General features: G+C 65.9%; 20 protein-coding genes and 1 tRNA gene. 11 read left to right on the top strand and 10 right to left on the bottom strand.

What is annotated here, in order from left to right; all coding sequences use genetic code 11:
* Nucleotides 1–114 precede the first annotated feature (114 nt).
* Complete coding sequence (locus tag AC1DE3_RS07715; protein WP_441512358.1) at nt 115–990, top strand: outer membrane protein; 876 nt, start codon at nt 115–117, stop codon at nt 988–990.
* 75 nt (nt 991–1,065) lie between these two features.
* Here AC1DE3_RS07715 and AC1DE3_RS07710 read toward each other — a convergent pair whose 3' ends face one another.
* From AC1DE3_RS07710 to AC1DE3_RS07700, 3 genes are all read right to left on the bottom strand, one after another.
* Entirely contained in the window at nt 1,066–2,451 is a 1,386-nt protein-coding gene (locus AC1DE3_RS07710) for a class II 3-deoxy-7-phosphoheptulonate synthase (RefSeq protein WP_441512357.1), read from the bottom strand.
* A 254-nt stretch (nt 2,452–2,705) separates the two neighbouring features.
* Complete coding sequence (gene gor, locus AC1DE3_RS07705) at nt 2,706–4,076, bottom strand: glutathione-disulfide reductase (protein WP_441512356.1); 1,371 nt, start codon at nt 4,074–4,076, stop codon at nt 2,706–2,708.
* Nucleotides 4,069–5,322, bottom strand: coding sequence for an O-antigen ligase family protein (locus AC1DE3_RS07700; RefSeq protein ID WP_476852302.1), 1,254 nt, complete (start codon nt 5,320–5,322; stop codon nt 4,069–4,071). The genes gor and AC1DE3_RS07700 overlap by 8 nt, the downstream gene beginning before the upstream one ends.
* A gap of 232 nt (nt 5,323–5,554) precedes the next feature.
* On the opposite strand from AC1DE3_RS07700, the gene AC1DE3_RS07695 reads away from it, so the two are divergent.
* The 3 genes from AC1DE3_RS07695 (at nt 5,555) to AC1DE3_RS07685 (ending at nt 8,612) form a co-directional block, all read left to right on the top strand.
* Complete coding sequence (locus AC1DE3_RS07695) at nt 5,555–6,520, top strand: Bug family tripartite tricarboxylate transporter substrate binding protein (RefSeq protein ID WP_441512354.1); 966 nt, start codon at nt 5,555–5,557, stop codon at nt 6,518–6,520.
* A 98-nt stretch (nt 6,521–6,618) separates the two neighbouring features.
* Entirely contained in the window at nt 6,619–7,098 is a 480-nt protein-coding gene (locus AC1DE3_RS07690; RefSeq protein WP_441512353.1) for a tripartite tricarboxylate transporter TctB family protein, read from the top strand.
* 14 nt (nt 7,099–7,112) lie between these two features.
* Nucleotides 7,113–8,612, top strand: coding sequence for a tripartite tricarboxylate transporter permease (locus AC1DE3_RS07685; RefSeq protein WP_441512352.1), 1,500 nt, complete (start codon nt 7,113–7,115; stop codon nt 8,610–8,612).
* Here AC1DE3_RS07685 and AC1DE3_RS07680 read toward each other — a convergent pair.
* The 4 genes from AC1DE3_RS07680 to AC1DE3_RS07665 all read right to left on the bottom strand — a co-directional run bounded on the left by AC1DE3_RS07680 (nt 8,593) and on the right by AC1DE3_RS07665 (nt 11,759).
* Nucleotides 8,593–9,636 (bottom strand): SDR family oxidoreductase, encoded by a 1,044-nt coding sequence (locus AC1DE3_RS07680; protein WP_476852301.1) that lies wholly within the window; start codon nt 9,634–9,636, stop codon nt 8,593–8,595. The two genes, AC1DE3_RS07685 and AC1DE3_RS07680, sit on opposite strands and share 20 nt — an antisense overlap.
* A 309-nt stretch (nt 9,637–9,945) precedes the next feature.
* On the bottom strand, nt 9,946–10,443 hold the full coding sequence (locus AC1DE3_RS07675) for a DUF2059 domain-containing protein (protein ID WP_441512350.1): 498 nt from the start codon (nt 10,441–10,443) through the stop codon (nt 9,946–9,948).
* A gap of 116 nt (nt 10,444–10,559) precedes the next feature.
* Nucleotides 10,560–11,261, bottom strand: coding sequence for a ribose-5-phosphate isomerase RpiA (rpiA, locus tag AC1DE3_RS07670; RefSeq protein WP_441512349.1), 702 nt, complete (start codon nt 11,259–11,261; stop codon nt 10,560–10,562).
* A gap of 111 nt (nt 11,262–11,372) precedes the next feature.
* Nucleotides 11,373–11,759: a hypothetical protein gene (locus AC1DE3_RS07665; protein ID WP_441512348.1), complete on the bottom strand. Its 387-nt coding sequence runs from the start codon at nt 11,757–11,759 to the stop codon at nt 11,373–11,375.
* Between the two features lie 177 nt (nt 11,760–11,936).
* On the opposite strand from AC1DE3_RS07665, the gene gph reads away from it, so the two are divergent.
* Entirely contained in the window at nt 11,937–12,626 is a 690-nt protein-coding gene (gene gph, locus AC1DE3_RS07660) for a phosphoglycolate phosphatase (RefSeq protein ID WP_441512347.1), read from the top strand.
* 36 nt (nt 12,627–12,662) lie between these two features.
* Nucleotides 12,663–12,737 (top strand) — tRNA-Val (locus AC1DE3_RS07655).
* Nucleotides 12,738–12,751: 14 nt separating this feature from the next.
* Here AC1DE3_RS07655 and AC1DE3_RS07650 read toward each other — a convergent pair.
* Complete coding sequence (locus tag AC1DE3_RS07650; RefSeq protein WP_476779849.1) at nt 12,752–13,807, bottom strand: hypothetical protein; 1,056 nt, start codon at nt 13,805–13,807, stop codon at nt 12,752–12,754.
* A 135-nt stretch (nt 13,808–13,942) separates the two neighbouring features.
* Here AC1DE3_RS07650 and AC1DE3_RS07645 point away from each other — a divergent pair, with 135 nt between their 5' ends.
* The 3 genes from AC1DE3_RS07645 (at nt 13,943) to AC1DE3_RS07635 (ending at nt 17,057) form a co-directional block, all read left to right on the top strand.
* Nucleotides 13,943–14,872 (top strand): lytic transglycosylase domain-containing protein, encoded by a 930-nt coding sequence (locus AC1DE3_RS07645; protein ID WP_476779848.1) that lies wholly within the window; start codon nt 13,943–13,945, stop codon nt 14,870–14,872.
* Nucleotides 14,873–15,049: 177 nt separating this feature from the next.
* Nucleotides 15,050–15,628 carry a L,D-transpeptidase gene (locus AC1DE3_RS07640; protein WP_441512344.1) on the top strand — a complete coding sequence of 193 codons (579 nt, stop codon included), beginning with the start codon at nt 15,050–15,052 and terminating at the stop codon, nt 15,626–15,628.
* Between the two features lie 520 nt (nt 15,629–16,148).
* The gene (locus tag AC1DE3_RS07635; protein ID WP_441512343.1) at nt 16,149–17,057 is read left to right on the top strand and encodes a DMT family transporter; all 909 of its coding nucleotides are present in this window, start codon (nt 16,149–16,151) and stop codon (nt 17,055–17,057) included.
* 44 nt (nt 17,058–17,101) lie between these two features.
* On the opposite strand, the gene AC1DE3_RS07630 is transcribed toward AC1DE3_RS07635, so the two are convergent.
* Nucleotides 17,102–17,998: a cell wall hydrolase gene (locus tag AC1DE3_RS07630; protein ID WP_441512342.1), complete on the bottom strand. Its 897-nt coding sequence runs from the start codon at nt 17,996–17,998 to the stop codon at nt 17,102–17,104.
* A gap of 632 nt (nt 17,999–18,630) precedes the next feature.
* Between AC1DE3_RS07630 and AC1DE3_RS07625 the strand changes: the two genes are divergently transcribed.
* A complete protein-coding gene (locus AC1DE3_RS07625) occupies nt 18,631–20,034 on the top strand; it encodes a DUF1254 domain-containing protein (protein ID WP_476852300.1) in 1,404 nt (467 codons plus the stop codon).
* 260 nt (nt 20,035–20,294) lie between these two features.
* Complete coding sequence (gene petA, locus AC1DE3_RS07620) at nt 20,295–20,942, top strand: ubiquinol-cytochrome c reductase iron-sulfur subunit (protein WP_441512341.1); 648 nt, start codon at nt 20,295–20,297, stop codon at nt 20,940–20,942.
* Here the strand turns inward: petA and AC1DE3_RS07615 are convergent.
* Nucleotides 20,939–21,304 carry a gamma-butyrobetaine hydroxylase family protein gene (locus tag AC1DE3_RS07615; protein ID WP_441512559.1) on the bottom strand — a complete coding sequence of 122 codons (366 nt, stop codon included), beginning with the start codon at nt 21,302–21,304 and terminating at the stop codon, nt 20,939–20,941. The genes petA and AC1DE3_RS07615 overlap by 4 nt on opposite strands.
* Between the last annotated feature and the right edge of the window lie 88 nt (nt 21,305–21,392).

The raw sequence follows: 21,392 nt of genomic DNA, 5'->3' as shown, positions 1-21,392 counted from the left end.
GCGTCTTTCCGGGCCATGCCGCACCGTTAACCGCGTATTAGGGTTACCAAGGCATGAATTGTCTCCGAGCAGGGCGAAACGGGTGGAGCCGGACAGCTGCTCTGGGAGATCAGGATGCGTATCCGTTCCATCGGGCCCGCGCTCGCGGCCACTGCCCTCGCGGCAGTTCTACTCGCCGCCCCTGCCTACGCGGCGGATTACCTGCGCGGCTCGCAGGTCATCGAGGCTCAGGAACAGCCGACGATCGACCGTGGCATCAACTGGTCCGGCTTCTACTTCGGCGGCGGCGCCGGCGTCTCCGACACCAAGTTCAAGCCCGGGACGGGGCTGCAGGACCTTGCCAACTTCGCATTCCGCAACACGCTGCTTGGCCAACAGGTCAACATGGGCTCGCTGGTCAACAACCTGCCCGAGAAGAGCGATAGCGGCGCGACCTATTTCGGCTTCCTGGGCTACAACTGGGCGTTCGGCGATGTGGTACTGGGCCTGGAGGCCGACTACACCCGCTCCGGACAAAGCTATCAAATCAACGACTCCATTGCCCGCCGCTTCATTACCTCGGACGGCACCATCAACGATTTCTCGTTGAATACGAACCAAAGTGCCAAGCTCGACGACTACGTCACGGCCCGCCTGCGCATGGGCTGGAGCTACGGCAGCATCATGCCGTTCGCCACGATCGGCGGAGCGGTGGGACGCTTCAACACGAGCTCGACGATCGCCACGACCAACTATCTGACCAGAACGAATCCTGTAACCGGGCTGCCGGAGTCCGGTTACTCGGTCGGGCGTTCGCCCGGCGATCCGCCCGTCGGCGCCACCAAAAAGAACGTCTACGGCTTCGGCCTCGCCATAGGCGGCGGCGTGGAATGGGCCCTGTCCGACAATCTCATCCTGCGCGGCGAATATCAGCTCATTCGCTTCGCCGATGTCGAGGGCACAACGACGACGGTCAACACCGCGCGGGCGGCAGCAGCCGTCAAGTTCTGAATTCAAACGATGCCAGAAACAGAAAGGCCGGGACGAAACGTCCCGGCCTTTCTGCATTCTCTCTGCCGCGCAGCCTTATTCGGCCGCCTCGACCTCCGGCCGGGTCCGCCCTGCCCGCTCGCGCTTGACGAGTTCGGCGACGAGGAAGGCCAGCTCCAGCGCCTGCTCAGCATTGAGGCGGGGATCGCAGACCGTGTGATAGCGATCGTTGAGATCGGCGTCGGTCATGCCGCGCGCGCCGCCGGTGCACTCGGTGACGTTCTTGCCGGTCATCTCCAGATGCAGGCCGCCGGCATGGGTGCCTTCAGCCTGGTGGACGGCGAAGAAGTTCTTCACCTCGGTCATGATCAGGTCGAAAGGCCGGGTCTTGTAGCCGCTCGCCGCCTTGACCGTGTTGCCGTGCATCGGGTCGCAGGACCAGACGACGTTGCGCCCTTCGCGCTTGGTCGCGCGCACCAGAGCCGGCAGGTTGTCGAAGACCTTGTCGGCACCGAAGCGGGCGATCAGCGTCAGGCGGCCCGGCTGGTTCTGCGGGTCGAGCACCTCGATCAGCTTGAGCAGGCCGTCGACCGTGGTCGAGGGACCGCATTTCAGGCCGATCGGGTTCTTGATACCGCGGAAGAACTCGACATGGGCATGGTCGAGCTGGCGCGTGCGATCGCCGATCCAGACCATGTGGCCGGAGGTGTCGTACCACTCGCCGGTCGTCGAGTCGGTGCGGGTCATCGCCTGCTCGTAGCCGAGCAGCAGCGCCTCGTGGCTGGTGTAGAAATCGGTCGTACGCATCTCCGGATGGGTCTCCGGATCGATGCCGATCGCGCGCATGAAGTCGAGCGCCTCGGTGATGCGCTCAGCGACTTCCTGATAGCGATGCGACTGCGGGCTATCCTTGACGAAGCCGAGCATCCAGCGATGTGCGTTGTCGAGATTAGCGTAGCCGCCGGTCGCGAAGGCGCGGATCAGGTTCAGCGTCGCGGCCGACTGCCGGTAGGCCTCGAGCTGGCGCCGCGGATCGGGAATGCGCGCCTCTTCCGTGAAGGCGATGTCGTTGACGATGTCGCCCTTGTAGCTGGGAAGCTCGACGCCGCCTTCCTTCTCCGTCGGCGCCGAACGCGGCTTGGCGAACTGGCCGGCGATGCGCCCGACCTTCACCACCGGCGAGCCGCCGGCGAAAGTCAGCACCACCGCCATCTGCAGGAACAGGCGGAAGAAATCGCGGATGTTGTCGGCCGAATGCTCGGCGAAGCTCTCCGCGCAATCGCCTCCCTGAAGGAGGAAGGCCTCGCCGGCCGCAACTTTGCCCAACGCCCGTTTGAGCTTGCGCGCCTCGCCTGCAAAAACGAGCGGCGGAAAGCCGGCGAGCTGCTGCTCGACCGCCTTCAAGGCTGCCTGGTCCGGATAATCCGGAATCTGCTGGGCGGGCTTGGCCCTCCAGCTCTCTGGCGTCCACCGCTCGGACATGGGACTACGTGCTCCTGATCTTTGAGATCGCGCGTGGTTAACCTCTTGGTAGCGCGAAGGCGCGGCTATACACCCAAGGCACGAGAATAGCCACCGCTCGCCGACCGCGCGCCAGCCGCAGGTTTCGGCATCCCAAAACGAGAGCCGAAACGCGGCTTCAGCGCAGCGGCACGCCGCTTCCGCCCTCCGCGCGGGCGATTGCACCGCGCTTCGCCGGGCGGTTCCGCTCCGACGGAATCGACGCTGCGCTGACGCTAGCCCACCCGCGGCGAGCGCATCGTCACGAGTTCCTCGGCTGCGCTCGGGTGCAAGGCGACGGTGCGGTCGAAATCCGCCTTGGTCGCCCCCATCGTCACGGCGATGGCAACGGCCTGGATGATCTCGCCGGCGTCATGGCCGAGGATATGGACGCCGAGTACCTTGTCGGTGGCCGCATCGACGACGAGCTTCATATAGGTGCGCTCGTGCCGCCCGGAGATGGTCGCCTTCATCGGGCGGAAGCCAGATTCGAAGATCCTGACATCATGCCCGGCGGCAATCGCCTGGTTCTCCGACAGGCCGACCGTACCGATCTCCGGCGTGGTGAAGACCGCCGAGGCGACCGTGGCGTGATCGACCGTCCAGGAGCGATTGCCGAAGGTGCTGTCGGCGAAGGCATGTCCCTCCCGGATCGCGACGGGGGTCAGGTTGACGCGGTTGGTGACATCGCCGACCGCGTGGATCGACGGCACGCTGCTGGCCGAGGCTGCGTCGACTGCGATCTCGCAGAGCGGACCGAGTTTCACCCCCGCCCGCTCGAGCCCCAGACCTTTCGTGTTGGGCCGCCGGCCGGTCGCGACGAGAACGACATCGGCATCGATCGGCGCGCCATGGGCACAATGGGCGCGGCGGCTGCCGTCGGCGAGTTCCTCGATACGCTCGATGGTGCAGCCGAGACGCATGGTAATGCCGGCATGGGCCAGCGCATCGCGCAGGCGGTTGCGGACGTCTTCGTCGAAGCCGCGCAGGATGTTATCGCCGCGATGGAGCAGCGTCACGGCAACGCCGAGCCGAGCAAAGAGGCTGGCGAATTCGAGCGCGATGTAGCCGCCGCCAACGACCAGAAGCCGCTTCGGCAAGGCCGGAAGATGGAAGACCTCGTTGGAGGAGATGCCGAGCTCGCCGCCGGGGATCGGCGGGTCGAAGGCGGGCCAGCCACCGGTCGCGACGAGGATGTGCCGGGCGGTGACGGTCTGGCTGCTTTTGACCAACCGAACGCTATGCGGCCCCTCGACGACGGCGCGCTCCTCCCGAATCTCGACCTTGGCGCCTTCAAGACCCTTGCGATAAAGGCCGGACAGGCGCGTGACCTCGTTCGCCACGGCATCGCGCAGTGTCGGCCAGTCGAAGGCGGGTTTGGCACCCAGCGTCCAGCCAAAGCCGGCCGCGTCCTCGAAATCCTCGGCGAAGCGGCTGGCATAGACGAAGAGCTTCTTCGGCACGCAGCCGCGGATGACGCAGGTGCCGCCGATGCGATCCTCCTCCGCGATCATCGCACGGGCGCCATGCCCCGCCGCGATGCGCGCCGCACGCGTGCCGCCGGAGCCCGCCCCGATGACGAAGAGATCGACGTCGAATTCAGCCATGATCTTCTCCTTGGCGCCCCGGTCCGAACCAGAGGATTCCGGCTCCCAGCAGTGCGATCCACCAGCCCTGCCAGGCTCCGTGCCCGACGACGGAAATTGCAAAAGCGCCAGCGAACATGGCCAGGCGCGGCGCCATCTCCCGCGCGCTCATCCGGCGCAGCCGCGCGAGCAGGAGAAGGCCCGCCAGGAGCAGGATGCCTGCTCCGATCACCCCGGTCTCCGCCCATGCCTGCAGCGGCATGTCATGCGGATGCCCGACGCCGAGGAGCGTCCTGTGCTCCGGCGCCACCTCGGTTGCCACGGGGTGGTGGTCCATGCTGGCCGAGGTCCCGAAGCCGGCGCCTGCGATCGGCCGCACCCGCACGACCTCGCCGAAGCTCTGCCAGATATCGATGCGGGCCTGCCCGGTCATCACGGCGAAGCGGTTCAGGATCATCGAGGGCAGCCAATTGTGAGCGGCAATGCCGAGCACCGGCGCCATCACCATGGCGAGGACGAAGCCCAGGCCCGCCGCCGTCAGCGTCAGGCGCGGCCAACAGGCCGACAACGCCCAGCAGACGACACAGACCGCGACGCCAAGCCGCGCGGACGCACTCTCCGAGCGCAGTGCCAATGCGGCAACAGTCAAACCGAGGATGACCGCCAATATCCGGTCGGACCGGCGTGCGGCCGGCGCATTCCAGAGACCGTGAATCGTCGGAACGGCCAGCATCAGCGCTGTGAGTGCGGGCCGGTTGAAGACGAAGCTCATCAGCTTGCCGACGCCGAGCGCCGCCCGCTGCGAGAGGCCAGAGGCAAGTTCGACGATTGATAGCAGGCACGCCAGGATCAGCGCGAATGCGAGCGCACGCAGCCACGCCGGCCTTGGCCTGAACCGGCCCGAGGCGGCAATCGCAAACGCGAAGGCGATCGGCAGAACAAGCTCTGCCCAGGCGCGCAGGGAGGCGCCCGGCTTGTGACTCCATGCAATCGAGATCAGCGCCCAGGCAAGGAAGGCAGCCAGGGTCAGTCCCAGCGGTGTCGCAAGCAGGCTCCGCAAGCGCGCGGCGACGTCTCCCGCCTGGCCCGCGGCGACGGCCGCGGCGATGAAGGGAATGACGGCCAAGCCGAGCATGAGCGGGGCGGAGCGGTTGGCCAGCCACATCGCCAGCGGCATCAGCACCATGAGCGCCACGCCGATCGCTGTCAGGCGCGACGGCAATTTCCCCGTGTCGGGCGCGGATTCGTGGCGGTCGGCGAAACGCATCTGACTCATGGGTTGCGATTACGCGATCGCGAGAAGCGCCGCCAGAGGCTTATCCGGAAGCCGGCCGGAGTCGTAGAACGAAAGGAGCAGAAGCCAAGGCGAACGCGGCGGAACCGGAGCATTATTGTCAAGTCATTATTCAATCAGGCGCAATTGACGCCCTGCGTGGCAAGGTGTCACAGCCGAAGCTGCCCAAAAAAACCACGGCAGGGGCCGTAATCGGAGGAAATCCATGCTGACATCTGTTCTGAAGCGCACAGCCCTGACTGCGGTGGCTCTCGCCGCTCTCTCGACGGCCGCCTTCGCCCAGCTCACTGAACTGAAGATCATGGCCCCCGCAGCGCCGGGCGGCGGCTGGGATGGCACCGCGCGCTCGATGCAGCAGGCTCTGACCTCGGCTGGCATCGTCAAGAGCGTGCAGGTCAACAACGTCACCGGCGCCGGCGGCACGATCGGCCTTGCCCAGCTCATCGGCGCGAAAGGCGACGGCCATCAGCTGATGGTCAACGGCTTCGTGATGGTCGGCGCGATCCTCCTCAACAAGTCGCCGGTCAACCTGACGCAGGTGACGCCGATCGCGCGCCTCACCGCCGAGGCCGAGGTCATCGTCGTCCCGACGGAATCCCCGCTCAAGACCGCCAAGGACCTGGCCGAGCGCCTGAAGGCCGATCCGGCCAAGGTGACCTGGGCGGGCGGCTCGGCCGGCGGCACTGACCACATCCTCGCCGCGCTGTTCGCGCAGGCCGTCGGCGCCGACGCCAAGAAGATCAACTACATCCCGTTCTCGGGCGGCGGCGAGGCACTGGCTGCTATGCTCGGCGGGCGCGTGACCGCCGGCGTCTCCGGCTATGGCGAGTTCGAAGGCCAGATCAAGGCCGGGAAGTTGCGCGTGCTCGCCGTCTCCTCGCCCAAGCGCCTCGAGAATGCGCCGGACGCCCCGACGCTGAAGGAGCAGGGCATCAACCTCGAACTGCTGAACTGGCGTTCGGTCGTCGCCCCTCCCGGCCTCTCGGCCGACCAGACCAAGGCCCTGACCGAAACCGTCGAGAAGATGGTCAAGTCTAAGGAGTGGCAGGAAATCCTCAAGGCCCGCGGCTGGGACGACGCCTTCCTTGCCGGCGCCGCCTTCGACACCTTCCTGAAGGCCGAGATCGAACGCGTCTCGAAGGTGATGACCGAAGTCGGCCTGGTGAAGTAAGTTCTTCCGACGTCTAAGATCGGAGGGGCCGGGAAACCGGCCCCTTTTCTCACCGCCAGAAGCGCCCGAAAGCGCCGGCCTTACCCTGCGGGAACGCCATGACGAACGAGACTCGCACGCAAGGTGCCAACAAGCCGGCACTGGTCGTCGGTGTGCTGCTGCTGATCGTCGCCGCCCTCGTGGGCTACGATGCCTCCACGCAGACCATCACCTCCACCTATGGCATCGGGCCGACGGCCATGCCCTATGTCGTGACGGTCGGCCTCGTCATCCTCGGCCTGGCGCATTTCGTCGTCGCCTTCCGCGAAGGCCTGCCCGAGCCGGAGGCGGCCGACAACAAGGCCCTCCTGTGGATCGCAGGCGGCCTCGTCTTTCTGATTGCCTGCATCGGGCTTGGCGGCGGCTTCATCATCGCCATCTCCGTGGTCTTCGCCTGCACCGCGCGCGGCATGGGCCGGCAGGCCCTGCTGGTCGATGCGGCGATCGGCTTCGTCCTCGGCCTGATCATCTTCCTCGTTTTCGCGAAGCTCCTGACGCTGATCCTGCCGTCGGGACCGCTCGAGCAACTCTTCCTCTGAGCCGGGGCTGAACGATGGATACCTTGTTTTCGCTGCTCAATGGCTTTGGCGTCGCCTTCGAGCCCTCCAAGCTGCTGTTCTGCCTCATCGGCGTCTTTCTCGGCACCGCAGTCGGCGTGCTGCCCGGCATCGGCCCGGCGCTGACCGTCGCGCTGCTGCTGCCGGTCACCTTCAAGCTCGACCCTGCCGGGTCGCTGATCATGTTCGCGGGCATCTACTATGGCGGCATGTATGGCGGATCGACCACCGCGATCCTGCTCAATGCGCCGGGCGAAAGCGCCTCTCTCGCCACGGCCCTCGAAGGCTCGAAGATGGCCAAGGCCGGCCGCGGCGGCCCCGCGCTTGCGACATCGGCGATCGGCTCCTTCGTCGCCGGCCTGATCGCGACGATCGGGCTTGCCTTCCTCGCGCCCTGGCTCGTCGAGGTCGCAGTCAAGTTCGGTCCCTGGGACTATTTCGCCCTGATGATCGTGGCCTTCGTCACGGTATCGGCGACCTTCGGCGACTCGCCGCTGCGCGGCCTCACCAGCCTGTTTCTCGGCATCACGCTGGGTCTGGTCGGCATCGACAAGCTGACCGGCCAGGCGCGTCTGACCTTCGGCGTGCCGGAGCTGCTCAACGGCGTCGAGGTCACGACGCTGGCCGTTGGTCTCTTCGCCGTGGGCGAGGCCTTCTACGTCGCCTCCAAGCGCTTCCGCGAGCCGGAAGAGATCATCCCGATCAAGGGCTCGCTCTGGATGACGAAGGAGGACTGGAAGCGCTCCTGGGCGCCGTGGCTGCGCGGCACCGCCTTCGGCTTCCCGATCGGCGCCTTGCCGGCCGGCGGCGCCGAAGTCCCGACCTTCCTGAGCTACTCGACCGAGAAGAAGCTCTGCAAATACCCGGACGAGTTCGGCAAGGGCGCGATCGAGGGCGTCGCCGGGCCGGAGGCAGCCAACAATGCCTCCGCCGCGGGCACGCTGGTGCCGCTGCTCACGCTCGGCCTGCCGACCTCGGCGACGGCAGCGATCATGCTCGCCGGCTTTCAGCAATATGGCCTCAACCCCGGCCCTCTGCTCTTCGCCGAGAGGCCGGATCTCGTTTGGGGCCTGATCGCCTCGCTCTTCATCGCCAACGTCATGCTGGTGATCCTGAACCTGCCGCTGATCGGGCTCTGGGTCCGGCTGCTCGCGATCCCGCAGCCCTGGCTCTATGCCGGCATCCTCGTCTTCGCGACGATGGGCACGCTCGCGGTCAACGGCTCGGCGGTCGAACTGACCATGCTCTTCGTCTTTGGCTTCATCGGCTACCTGATGCGCCGCTACGACTACCCGGTAGCGCCGATGGTGGTCGGTCTTATCCTCGGGCCGATGGCGGAGCAGCAATTGCGCCGCGCCTTGCAGATCAGCCTCGGCGACCCGATGATCCTGCTGGAGAATCCGATCTCGGCGACACTGCTCGGCATTGCCGCGCTCGCCTTGGTCGCGCCCTTCGCGATGAAGGGGCTGAACCGCTTCAAGGCCTCCGAGGACTGACGAGGCCGAGCCGCAGCAGGCTCTCGCCGGTCGCGACGAGCGCCTCTGCAGGCGGCCTGGGCTGCCAGCCCAGCATGGCCCGCGCCTTGGCGCTGGTCGCGTTCTTGACGCGGCCGAGCTCCGGCGTCGCTGCCTGACGCGCGGTGGCGCTGAAGCGCGCGGCAAAGCGCACCAGCCAGTCCGGCAATGTGCGGGTCGAGACGCCGGCGGCGCGCTCGCCGAGCCCATCCTTCAACGCCTGGGCGATGGCGTGCATCGTCATGAAATCCCCGGCGGTCGCGAGAAAGCGCTCGCCCGCCGCGGCAGGGTCGGTCATGGCGCGCAAATGCAGGTCAGCGACGTCGCGCACATCGACCACGCCGAACATCAGCCGCGGAACCGCCCAGAGCCTCCCCTCCAGCATGGTCTTCACTAGCAGGATCGAGGCGGAAAGGTCCGGCCCCAGCAGCGGACCGAAGACGCCGACCGGATTGACAACGGCGAGTTCGAGCCCCTGCCCTTCCCCGTCGACGAAATCCCAGGCGGCAAGCTCGGCCAGCGTTTTCGACTTCGGATAGGCGGCGAGGCCGGGCGCGGACGGATTGGTCCAGTCGCGCTCGTCATAGGGGCGCCTCAGCGCGCGGCCATAGCCGATGGCCGCGAAGGAAGAGGTCAGCACGGCGCGCTTCACCCCGGCGCGACGAGCGGCGCGGAGAACGCGGAGCGTGCCGTCGCGCGCCGGACGGATCAGTTCATCCTCGTCCCTGGGAGCCGCTGACGCCAGCGGCGATGCGACGTGCATCACACGGGAGCAACCGGCCATCGCCGCATCCCATCCGGCATCCTGCATCAGATCGGCAGCGGCGATCTGCAGGCGCTCGCCCGCATCGATCCCCGCCGCTTTCAAGGCTTCCCGCAAGCGCTCTTCCCGCGCCGGCGAGCGCAGCGTGGCACGAACATCGAATCCCGCCTCCAGCAGCTTCAGGATGCAATGTCCTGCAACGAAGCCGGAGCCTCCGGTCACCAGCACGAGGTCGCGGGTCATGGTCCTGGCTCCGAAAGCTGCAACTGCGACATCCCGCAGATAGGTCGGCAGCCGGACGAACGCCAGCACCCAACATGTATCGGCTGCGCCGGGACGCGATGCGCGGCAGCCGTGGCGCAGATCGCCGCCGGTGCGGCGCTGTGGCGTGTCTCCACTCCCATCGCCCGGCGAACTGGGAAACGGGCAGGCGATACGCCGATGGAGGACCTTGGCGGCACAGGCCCGTAAACCGACGCGCCGAACGAAAACGCCTCCCCTTCCTGCGAAGGGGAGGCGTCGATGGCTGGGCGCTGCCCCCGGCCAGCTGCCTTAGAGCGTATGGCCGCGCTTGCGCATTTCCTGCGAGAAGCGATCGAAGAGATAATTGCTGGTCTGCACGCTCCAGGGCTGCAGAAGCGGGAAGATCTCTTCCATCGCCTTGCCACGCAGGCTGGTATAGCGCTGCCCGACTTCGGACTTGAAGAAGCCGGCGACCGCCTTCAGGTCGGCTTCCGTCATCTTGCTGGCGAAAACGGCGGCAGACGTCTTGATCATCTCCTCGGAGCGCTTGTCGGCCTCGGCCTTCAGCTCGCCGAGCACGGCATCCGTGTCCTTCGCCATTTCCGGCCGGGTTGCCACGAGGCCCTTCGCGCTCTCTTCGAATTCGCGATAGATATTGTTGATATTCTGCGTGACGCCGGTCAGCTCCATGACCTCGCGCGCCGCCTGGAGATGGCTCGGCGTCAATGTCGGCGTCTGGGCAGAGGCGGGAGCGGCGCCCAGCAGCGCGAGGCCGAGGGCCAGGCTGGCGAGAATATGGCGGATCATGCGGTCAAAACCCCTTCATCGTTGACGAGCCGCCGATGCGACCGGCAGCGTCGCCGGCCCTGCCGAGCCGACCATTGTTTCGCGCGTTCCTTAGCGTGGATCGCGCGGGAATGGAATCACTCGATCTTGCCAAGCAGCTTGAGCCCGTCGGCACCGGCGAGGATCGCTCCGGTCGCGAGACCGATGAACAGGCCGTGCTCCACGACCCCTGGCACCATGTTCAGAGCCTGAGCCAATAATTCCGGCCGCTCTATGGCGCCCAGATGAGCGTCGAGGATAAAATGGCCGCCATCGGTGACGAGCGTAGAGCCGTCGGCCCGCTGGCGCAGCGAGATCTTGCCGGCGGAGCCGGAAGCGGCGATGGCCTCAGCCACCGCGCGGCGCGTCGCCTCCAGCCCGAAAGGCACGACCTCGATCGGCAGCGGGAAGCGGCCGAGCTTCTGCACCAGCTTGCCGTCATCGGCGATGACGATCATGCGGGCGGAAGCGGCGGCGACGATCTTCTCGCGCAGCAGCGCCGCGCCGCCGCCCTTGATCAGGCGCAGCTGCGGATCGAGCTCGTCAGCGCCATCGACCGTTAGGTCGAGCTCGGGCGTCTCGTCGAGAGTGGACATCGGGATACCCAACGAGACCGCCTGCGCCTGCGTCGCCTCGGAGGTGGCGACGCAGGTCACCGCGAAGCCGGACGCGACTTTCGTACCGAGGAGATCGACGAAATGCTTCGCGGTGGAGCCCGTTCCGAGACCGAGGCGCATGCCGGGCCTCACGAGCTCGAGCGCGCGGGCGGCAGCCTGCTTCTTCAGATCATCGGCGTTCATAGGATTTGCCCGGATGGAGTTTGATGGAGACCGGCCGCTACCCACGAAAAGTAGCGCCGCTCTCCTGCCGCGCCCGGCGCTCCATGTCCAGCGCGCGCAGGTCGCAAGGTATTATTTGGTTTGCGGCGTGCACACCGTCTTGTCGTCGAAGACGTAGCAGATGCTCATCTCCCCGGTACGGATATTGACGCGGAAGATGCCGCCCTCGCGCTCGTGCCGGGAGGGCATCAGCGCATAGTCGCTCGGCGCCTGAGGCCCGGCCCCCTCGCCCGTCGGGAAGCACACGGTGAGGCCGACGCCGCCCTCCTTCAGCTGGAACTGACAGGCACCGACCTCGCCCGTCGCCTTGTCGATACGGTAGACCCGGTTGAGATCGGTCTGCGGCGCTGGCGCGAACTCGAACGGCCCTGCGAGGGCCGGGAGCGCACATGGCAGCGCAAGGCCGAGTGCCAATCCCAGGCGCGTCGCGCCGGGCCGGATTGCGATGATCTTCGACATGACATGTTCCCTGCCGCGAAGGCGACGAATCGAGCGAACGATACCATCATGCGCGGTGAATTTGGGGAGCCGGTGACATGGCCCTTTGCGGCGGAGCACTTGCCAGCCGGCCCGCGAAGCCGTTTAAGCCGGTCGTCTGCCGCATTGCCCGGAAAGCCACGCCATGAAAGCCACGCCATGAGCCAGCCCCCGATCGTCGTGTTCGATCTCGACGGAACGCTCGCCGAGACCGCACCGGACATCATGCGGGTTCTGAACGTCATTCTGGTGCGCGAAGGCCTGGCCGCATTGCCATTGGACCGGGCACGCGAGCTTGTCGGCGCGGGCGCGCGCGCCCTGATCGAACGCGGCTTCAAGGTATCGGGCCAGCCACTCGACACCGAGACCCTGGAGCGGCTCTTCGCGGATTTTCTAGACATCTACGCCGACGATGTCGCCTCCCACAGCCATCTGTTCGACGGCGTGCTGGGCGCGCTCGATGTACTGGCCGACGAGGGCTACGCGCTCGCCGTCTGCACCAACAAGCCGATCCTGCACACGCGCCTGATCCTCGACCATTTCGACATCGCCAAACGCTTCGCGGCCGTGGCGGGGCGCGACAGCTTCCCCTGGTTCAAGCCCGATCCGCGCCACCTCACGATGACCATCGAGGCGGCGAAGGCCGACGTTTCGCGCGCCGTGATGATCGGCGATTCCCGCACCGACATCGCGACCGCGCGCGCGGCGGGCATCCCGTCGATCTGCGTGCCCTTCGGCTATACCGATGTGCCGATCGAGACGCTGGAACCGGATTTCGTCATCCAGCACTTCGACGAGTTGCCGGGCGCTGTGGATCGCGCGCTCAATCTGGTGCCTGCACGTCCTTGACGGCGTGAAGCGCGCCGACTAGGAGAGGGCCGGTCCGGGCGGCTAGCTCAGCGGTAGAGCACTCCCTTCACACGGGAGGGGTCACAGGTTCGATCCCTGTGCCGCCCACCATTTTCCCGACATCGTCAGCGCAGGACCCGGGCCGCACCATCCGGCAGCGGCTGGCCTCCCTTTGCGATCGCGACCAGTTCCTCGGCGAACCGGGCCGCGATGGGCAGGCGGAAATGCAGGGGATCCCAGTAATTTTCATCCCGCGCCGTGATCGGCGAGGCATGCGCGTAGTCGACCAGCGTCGCGCCATGGCGCCGCGCCAATGCGGCGATACCCGCCTTGCATGCACCGTAGCGCTGCCAGCCCGCCGAGCCTTCGCGGGGGTAGCCCATCAGATGTGCGGGCGGCAGGACGAGCATCACCTGCGTTTCCTTCGGGAAGGCGGCGATCGCCTCCTCCAGCCAGGCCAGAGCGGGAAAGCGCCAGCCAGCGCTTTCAGCGGCTGACACCGGCATCGGCGGCAAGGGCGTCAAATCCAGCTTCTGGCCGCCATTGCTCATGTAGATGTGGCTGCGCGCGCGAGCGAGATCGTAGCTCGCCTCCGGCGGCGTGAAGACCTCGTAGCCGTCACCGCGGATCCGCTCCTGCGACCAGCCGAGGCGATAGGCCATCAGCCGGCCGGCGATCTCCAGATTGGTCAGGTTGAGCAGCTTCGGCCAATCGGTCCAGCGAACCTCTCGCGAGAGCCAGTCCGGCATCGGCCGCGGCGTCAGGCGCTTCGCCGCATCGGTGGCATCGGGCTCGCACCAGGTGACATCGAGGCCCCAGATGATTCGCTTGGGAAGGCTGACATGATCCCGGAACAGCCCGGCCATCTGCAGTTGCTCCCAAGGCGTCGCGGCATTCATCGCAAGGTTGACGAAGCGTGCATCGAGCCCCTGCGAAAGCGTCTGCGGATCGAGAAGGCGCATGGTCGAGGTGCCGAGCACCGCCGCATCGAAGCGCCCGGAGCGCACGAGCTGCGGGTACATGAAGCGCTGGTTGATATCCATGATCGGCCGTGCCGGCTGCCCCGCTCCGACCCGCATGCCGAAAGGATCGAGCGCAGCGACGAACGCGAACAGCAGCCCGGCGCAGCCCGCCGCCGCCACCAGGAACCACCGCGACCAGACGATCCAGGCCTTCTCCATGCTGGCCCTGTACTCCAATGTCATGACCCTGACCGGTTAGCCGGCCGGCGCCCTCTTCGCACATGGGATGCCTCCGTCACAACGCGGAAGGCGCCGCAGTTGGCAGCCGCCGCGCGAACATGCGAGAGAGGCCAGATGATCTCAGGCGCCTTCCGCCGTCTGGCCAGCCCCGCGCAGCGACTTATCGCCGCCCTGATCGCGCTCTGCCTGCTGCCCGGCCCCGGGCATGCTGCGGAAGAGCCGCTGCCGGCTTCCTCCGGAATACAGGATGCGCTCTGCCGCCTGATCGACGACGCCGCACGGGAGCACGCGGTGCCGCCGGCCTTTCTGACCCGGCTGATCTTCCAGGAATCGAGCTTTCGCCCGCATGTCACGAGCCCGGCCGGCGCACAGGGCGTGGCGCAGTTCATGCCCGGCACGGCGCGCGAGCGCGGCCTGCTCGATCCGTTCGACCCCGAGCAGGCCGTGCCCAAGGCTGCGCATTTCCTCGCCGAGCTGCGCAACCGCTTCGGCAATTGGGGGCTTGCGGCGGCGGCCTATAATGGCGGCCCGAACCGCCTTGCCGGCTGGCTTACCGCCCGCGCTGCAGGGCAGACCCGCTTCCTGCCGATGGAGACCGAGAACTATGTCCTGCTGATCACCGGCGCCTCAGTCGAGGACTGGGCCGAGGATGCCCGCAACAGCGCCAATGGCGACGGGCGCTCGCCGCCGGCGCGACCGGCGACACGCGATCAGCTGGCCGCCTGCGCGCCGACGCTGGTCGCGATCCGGCAGGCTCGCCCGGCCCTCCCCGCAATTGCGGAGGCCCCATTCGCGCCCTGGGGCGTCCAGCTCGCCGGCAATTTCTCCAAGGCCCGCGCACTCGCCAGCTTCCAGCGCGCGAGCGCTCGCCACCGCACCATCATCGGCGAGCTCGAGCCGATGATCATCGGCACGCGCCTGCGCAGCCGCGGCACGCGGGCATTCTACCGGGTCCGGCTGCCCGCGGCGACGCGCGCCGAGGCAACCGCACTCTGCCGGCGCATCCAGATCGATCGCGGCGCCTGCGTGGTCCTGAGGAGCTGATCCATCGCAGCCATGTTGCATGTGCGCAACGCGGAATGGCAAAGCTCGAACGCTCTCAGTGATGTGATAAAAGCCCGATTGCAGCGGCCCCGGGAAGCTGACAGGACGTTGAGGAGACGTTGACTTTTCCGTGTCAACTTCGTGTCCACACGCTGCCCCGACCGCCCGAGGTTCTCGATGATCCGCTCCATCCGTCTGGCCATGCTCGCCGGTCTTGGCCTGCTTGCCCTTGGCTCCGCCGCCCGGGCCGAAATCGATCCGCTGACGCGCCAGCCTCTGGTGCAATATGTCGACCCGGCGAAGGCGCAGGCTACCGCCGTTCCGCGCGAGGTCGTTGACTATCCGACGCGATACCAGCCGGGCACGATCGTCATCAATTCGACGGAGCGCCGTCTCTATTTCGTGATGCCCAATGGCAAGGCGGTGCGCTATGGCGTCGGCGTCGGCCGCCCGGGCTTCGACTGGGCGGGCAGCCAGAGCATCACCCGCAAGGCCGAGTGGCCGAGCTGGACCCCGCCGTCGCAGATGCTGAAGCGCCGTCCCGACCTGCCGCGCTTCATGCCCGGCGGCCCGGACAACCCGCTTGGCGCCCGCGCCATGTATCTCGGCTCGACGCTCTATCGCATCCATGGCTCGAACGAGCCGGAGACGATCGGCCAGGCCGTCTCCTCGGGCTGCATCCGCATGCTGAACGAGGACGTCATCGATCTCTACGAGCGCACCAAGGTCGGCACCCGCGTCGTCGTCGCGCGCTGAGTCGCTCACGCTTCATTCCCATCGAATAAGCCGGCGGAAACGCCGGCTTTTTTGTTTGGCCGGCTCGCCCCGCGATCGACCGGTCGCATGGCCCTCGCAACGCAAGGGTTTGGCCACGACGCGCCCCCGCGCGCGTCGGTCGCGCGGACGCGGGAATTGCAGACTTTTTGACGGGCCACACCACAGGCCCGGGATGACCGCGTGGTTGCGGGAGAACGCTGCGCGCTCAGGAGACGAGGGACAGCGGAGCTCCCGGCGCCATTCCGGCTCGGGACATGCGCACATTCATCGGGCTCGACCATTTTCATCAAGGAACCCGAAATCATCGGCTATATTCGCCATTCGACAGTCAAAATTCGCGAACTCCACCGCTCAATTTCAACGACGATGCGCATGCACGCCGGATCGCCAGGCCGGACGAAGCAAAATCGAAGAGCATCGGGAAACAGCCATGGCTCCAAAGGACTGGACCAAACACGCCCTTCCCGCCCAGGCATCGAACGCCGGACGTCGCTGAGCTGTGGCGAACACCGTCCAAAGCCAAGGAACCGCTGCCGAGCCGGCCGAGCGGCGGCTCGGCCAGATCCTGCTTGTCATCACCGCATGCGGCTGGGGCCTGAACTGGTCGGTCCTGAAATTCGTTCTGCTCGACTGGCCGCCGCTGTTTGCGCGCGGCATGGCTGGCCTCCTCGGCGCGGCCGGCCTGGCGGTTTTGGCATGGCGCCGCGGCGAGCCGCTTGGCGTGCCGCGCGAATTCCGCCTCCCGCTCGTGATCGCTGCCGGAATCAACGTGTTCGCCTGGATGGGCTTTACGGCCCTGTCCCTGAATTGGCTGAAGGTTTCCGAAGGCGCCCTCATCGCCTATTCGATGCCGATATGGGCGATGCTGATTGCCTGGCCGCTGCATGGCGAACGCCCGGATCGCCGCAGCCTGCTTGCATTGGCGCTCGGCGTTGCCGGCATCGCGATCTTGATGGGCGGCCCGAACCTCGCCGTCCAAAAACTGCCGGGCGTTCTCTTCGGCCTAGCGGCCGCCATTCTGTTCGCTGTCGGCACCGTCATGGCACGCAAGCCCATCGCGATGCCTTTCATGGCGCTGACGGCATGGCAGGTGGCACTCGGCTGCCTGCCGATGATCGCGCTGAGCCTGTTTCTCGAACAGCCTCATCCTCTCGCATTATCCAGTCAGGGCCTGGTCGGCCTGGCCTATATGGCGGCGGGGCCGATGGCATTGTGCTATCTGACGTGGTTTGGGGCGCTGAAACGCCTGCCCACGTCAACGGCGGCAACGGGCATGCTGATCGTCCCGATTGTGGGAACGCTATCGGCCGTACCGCTGCTCGGAGATACCCTGGGCTCGCGGGAAATCCTCGCCATCGGCGTCGCGCTCAGCGGCGTCGCATTGGCACTCCGCAAGAACCGTCGCTGACATTCGCGGACGCAGGCGTTCGATCGCGAAAACCCGCACGATCGTCAACTGTAGAAGATGTGCCGGCCGATCACGTCCATTTTCTTGAGCTTCTTCGCCCAGCCGGGTTGGACATAGTCGGCGTGGTAATGCATGGCGGCCCCGACCTCTTCGAGATAGATTTTGCCCTCGTAGACTTCGCGGGCGATGCGCATCGCGGCTTTCCATGCCTCGGGTTCGGTGATCCGCAAGGCCTTGCCCTCGCAGGCGAAGGTGAACTGGCAGGCCAGCTTGCGATGTCGGTTCTGGAAGACCACGCCGCAGATCGTCGCCGGATAGACACCGCTCTTGACCCGGTTGAGCACGACCTGGGCGACGGCGGCCCTCCCTTGCTCCACTTCGGAACGCGCCTCGAAATAGACGGCCTGGGCCAGGCAACGCTCTTCGCGCTCCAGGTTCTCGGGCTCGATCAGCCCGACATAAGTCTGCCGCGGTTCAAGCTCCTTCCCGGGCAGGACGATAATGCCCGTCGGCGTTACCCAGGCGATCGTCGTGGCTTCGCTCGTCGGAGTCAGCACGCTCTGCGCCGCGCTCGCGGCAGGGCGCGGGGTCGTTCCATCATTTTTCGCAAGACCCTCGCGCGAAGGCTGCGCGGCTCCTGGGGGCGCCTGCTCGCGCTGCTCGCCGTCGCGCGAGAAGCGCGCGAGACCAGTGTACGGTTTGCCCGCGGGCTCGTGCACGATCGCCAATGCGAGCATCGGGCTGTTCAGCCTGCCGAACAGGCGCAGGTCATCGGCATGGAGACGGCTCTCGGGAAGCTCCGTCGTATGGAAACCCAGTGTGCGGCTATCGACACCGAGGGGGATGCGCGACGGGGCGGGCGACGTCGTTGGCAGGGTCTTGGTAGGCAGCACGACGAGAGCCGCGAGCGCGAGCAGCGCCTGCGGGACGATGCGCTTCATGAAGGATGCTCCGGAGAAATAGGGGCAAGCCGAGCAGGCGCCGCACCGATACCGGCGGCGAGATCAGCGGCTCGCTTGGCTGGAACTTGCTGGGAAGGGGGAAGGGAAACGAGCTAGCGATCGGCCCGGGAGGGAATCAGGCGCGGTTGGACTGCTACGCTCGTCGCTGGCTTTGGTCGCCGGACGGCAATCAGATCAGGCGCAGGACTGCGGGGGTTCGCAGGCGATCTGCCACGGCAGGAGAATGCCGGGGATAGGCTCTGTCGCACCGGCGGCTCTTGGCATCGCCGCGATATCAGGAGCGATCATCACGCGCCGAGAGGCACAGGGCGAAAGCCTTCCGAAAGAAGCTCCTACCTGCATGAGCACTCGGCCCGGCTATACCTGAACATAATCCTATTCACCGCACAGATATCTGCGCAAATGTTACTTTCCATCAAGGACCCTTAACTCAACATTAACCAAACTAGGCGTCGCTTGACCTGCGCTATGACGAGAGACTTCGGCATCTTTGTGACGCAATCGATCCGCCGTCGAATGGCGAACCGGAACTGTAACTGTTACAGGCTCGACAGGCCGGCAGGGCGTGCCAAGTTGCGGCTTCAAACGATTGCGCTGGAGGCGACGATGCGGTGGAGCCGGATTGGCGGCGCATTGATGGTCCTGAGCGGACTACCGGCCCAGGCCCAGACGGGGCCGGCGGACGATCTGGCGCGGCGCAACATCGAACGGCGCGCCGTCGGGGCGATGATCTGGGCGATGCCCGCGGTCAACACCGACCTGATGCTCCAGGAGCCCTCGGCAAGACCAAGGCGAAGCCGAACGACATCGTCTTCTGGTCGCAGCCGGTCAACTGGAAGAACCAGACGCTGACGCCGAACCCGGATTCGATCTACTTCATGTCGTTCTGGAACGTGAAGGACGGCCCCATCGTCATCGAGATCCCGCCTGCGAAGGGCGGATCGATCGCGGGGAACATCGTCACCATCTGGCAGATGCCGCTCGAAGATGCCGGGCCCGAAGGGGCGGACAAGGGCAAGGGCGGCAAGTACCTGATCACGCCGCCGGGCTATAGGGGCAAGGTTCCGGCCGGCTATATCCATCTGCCGTCCGACAGCTATAGCGGCTTTGCGCTGCTGCGCTCGAATTTGCCGAGCCATAGCGCCGCGGATATTGCGAAATCGGTCGCCTACGGCAAGCAGGTCAGGATGTATCCGCTGTCGCGCGCCGCGAACCCGCCGACGACGAATTTCGTCGATGCCTTCGACGTGATGTTCGACTCGACGATCAAATACGACGCCAGCTTCTACCGAAACCTCGACCGCGTCGTGCAGAACGAGCCCTGGCTGCAGCGCGACCGGGTGATGATCGATCAACTGAAGACGCTCGGCATCGAGAAGGGCAAGCCCTTCAATCCCGATGCGAAGACGCAGGAGGCTCTCGGTGCCGGCGCCAAGGAAGCCCATGCTCTGCTTTCGGAGCGCTATGACGCCGGCTTCCCGGTGATCAATCAGGGAATACGCTGGTTCCCCCCTGCGATGCCGGACGTGATCAAGGCGGTCCAGAACGGCTATGCCGATGTCGACCTTTACCCGGTCGATGCGCGCGGCGTGACCTATACGCTCGGCTTTACCGGCATCAAGCGCATCGGCACCGCCCAATTCTACCTGATGGCAAACAAGGACAAAGACGGCAACGCGTTCGACGGCGGCGCCACCTACCGGCTGACCGTGCCGCCCAACGCACCAGTGAAGCAATACTGGTCGGCGACAGTCTACGACCGGGAGACGCACGCCCTCGTCAAGAACATGAACCGTGCCAGCCTCGCCTCGATCAGCCCCGGCGTGCAGAAGAACCAGGATGGGTCGGTCGACGTGATTTTCGGCCCGCTGGCTCCGGCCGGGAAGGAAACGAACTGGGTTCCGACCGATCCCAATCGCAAGTTCGAGCTGCTGTTCCGGCTCTACGGACCGGAGAAACCGCTCTTCGACAAGAGCTGGAAGCTGCCGGACGTGGAGCGAGTCGCCAGCCCCTGAGATCGCCCCGCGGCTTCACGGAAGCGCCTGTCATCCCGGCCGTTGCGGCGCTGAGAGCCGCGATTCATGCCTGAACCTCGACCGGAAATGTTCCGGCGTGGATCCCGGGTCAAGCCCGGGATGACAGCACGTTTCCGTGCAACGTCGCCAAGCCCGAGGCGTCCTTGTTTTCTGCAACTGCGGCACCACGTCGTCCGGAGCAGTGCTTTTCTGGGTCGTCAGCGATCCCGCGACGCCTCCACGCTCGATGAGACGCGCAGATGTCCGAGCAAGCCGAAACTGGATTCCATCAGGAACGCCCCAGCCGTCGGGACTTCATCTTCTTGGCCACGGCAGCGTTCGGCTCGGTCGGGGCAATTGCTGCGGCCTGGCCCATCATCGCTTCGATGAACCCATCCGCTGATGTAGAGGCAGCCGGTGTTCCGGTTTCTATTGATCTTTCCCAGATTCAGCCGGGCCAGCAGATTTCTTTCTTTTGGCAAGGGAAGCCGATTGTGGTGCTGCATCGAACCGCCCAAGCTCTGGCAGAACTGAAGAACTCAAGCCTCATTGCGAGGCTCAGCGATCCCGATTCCTCCGTCTATCAGCAACCGGACTATGCCAGGAACTGGTGTCGCTCGAGCAAACCCGAATTCATGGTTCTCATTGCTATCTGCACCCACCTCGGCTGCATACCCATCGTCAGGCCCGATTTAGGCGATCCCAGCATTGATGCTTCCTGGCCGGGGGGCTATTTCTGCCCTTGCCACGGGTCGAAATACGATTTGGCTGGACGCGTATTCCGAGGCGTTCCAGCGCCATACAATCTTCCCGTCCCCCCGCACCACTACACCAGCGATACGACGCTTGTGGTTGGCGAGAACCCGGTTGGCGAAGACTTCTCGCTTTCTTCGATCGAGCAGCTCTAGCGCTGCCGCTCGCGGGAGAGCCCCTTCTCCGCCAGCGCCGCCTCATAGGCCTTCATCTTCTCGTCGGCCTGCTCGCCAAGCTCGCGCAGATAGTCCCAGGCGTAGATGCCGGTCTCGTGCATGTCGTCGAAACCGAGCCTGACGGCGTAGTTGCCGACCGGCTCGACCCTGAGGATCTCGACCGCGGCCTTGCCGGCGACGATCGTCTTCTGGCTGGGATGGTGGCCCTGGACCTCGGCCGAGGGGCTTTCGACGCGCAGAAGCTCTGCCGGCAGCGTAAAACTCGCCCCGTCATCGAAGGCGACGTGCAGGGTGCGACGGTCTTTCGACAGGCGGATTTCGGTCGGCCAGGATGACATGATCGTGTACGTCCTTCGCAGGCTGCGGCAGTCACGCGCTTGACCTTGGCCGCAGCAGTGCCAATGTCCTGCTATAGCAATGTGCAAACCA

The organism is Allobosea sp. 10L417 (genome assembly GCF_056395485.1).
Note: the sequence above shows the minus strand (reverse complement) of the source record. Positions and strands in the feature narration are given on the sequence as shown.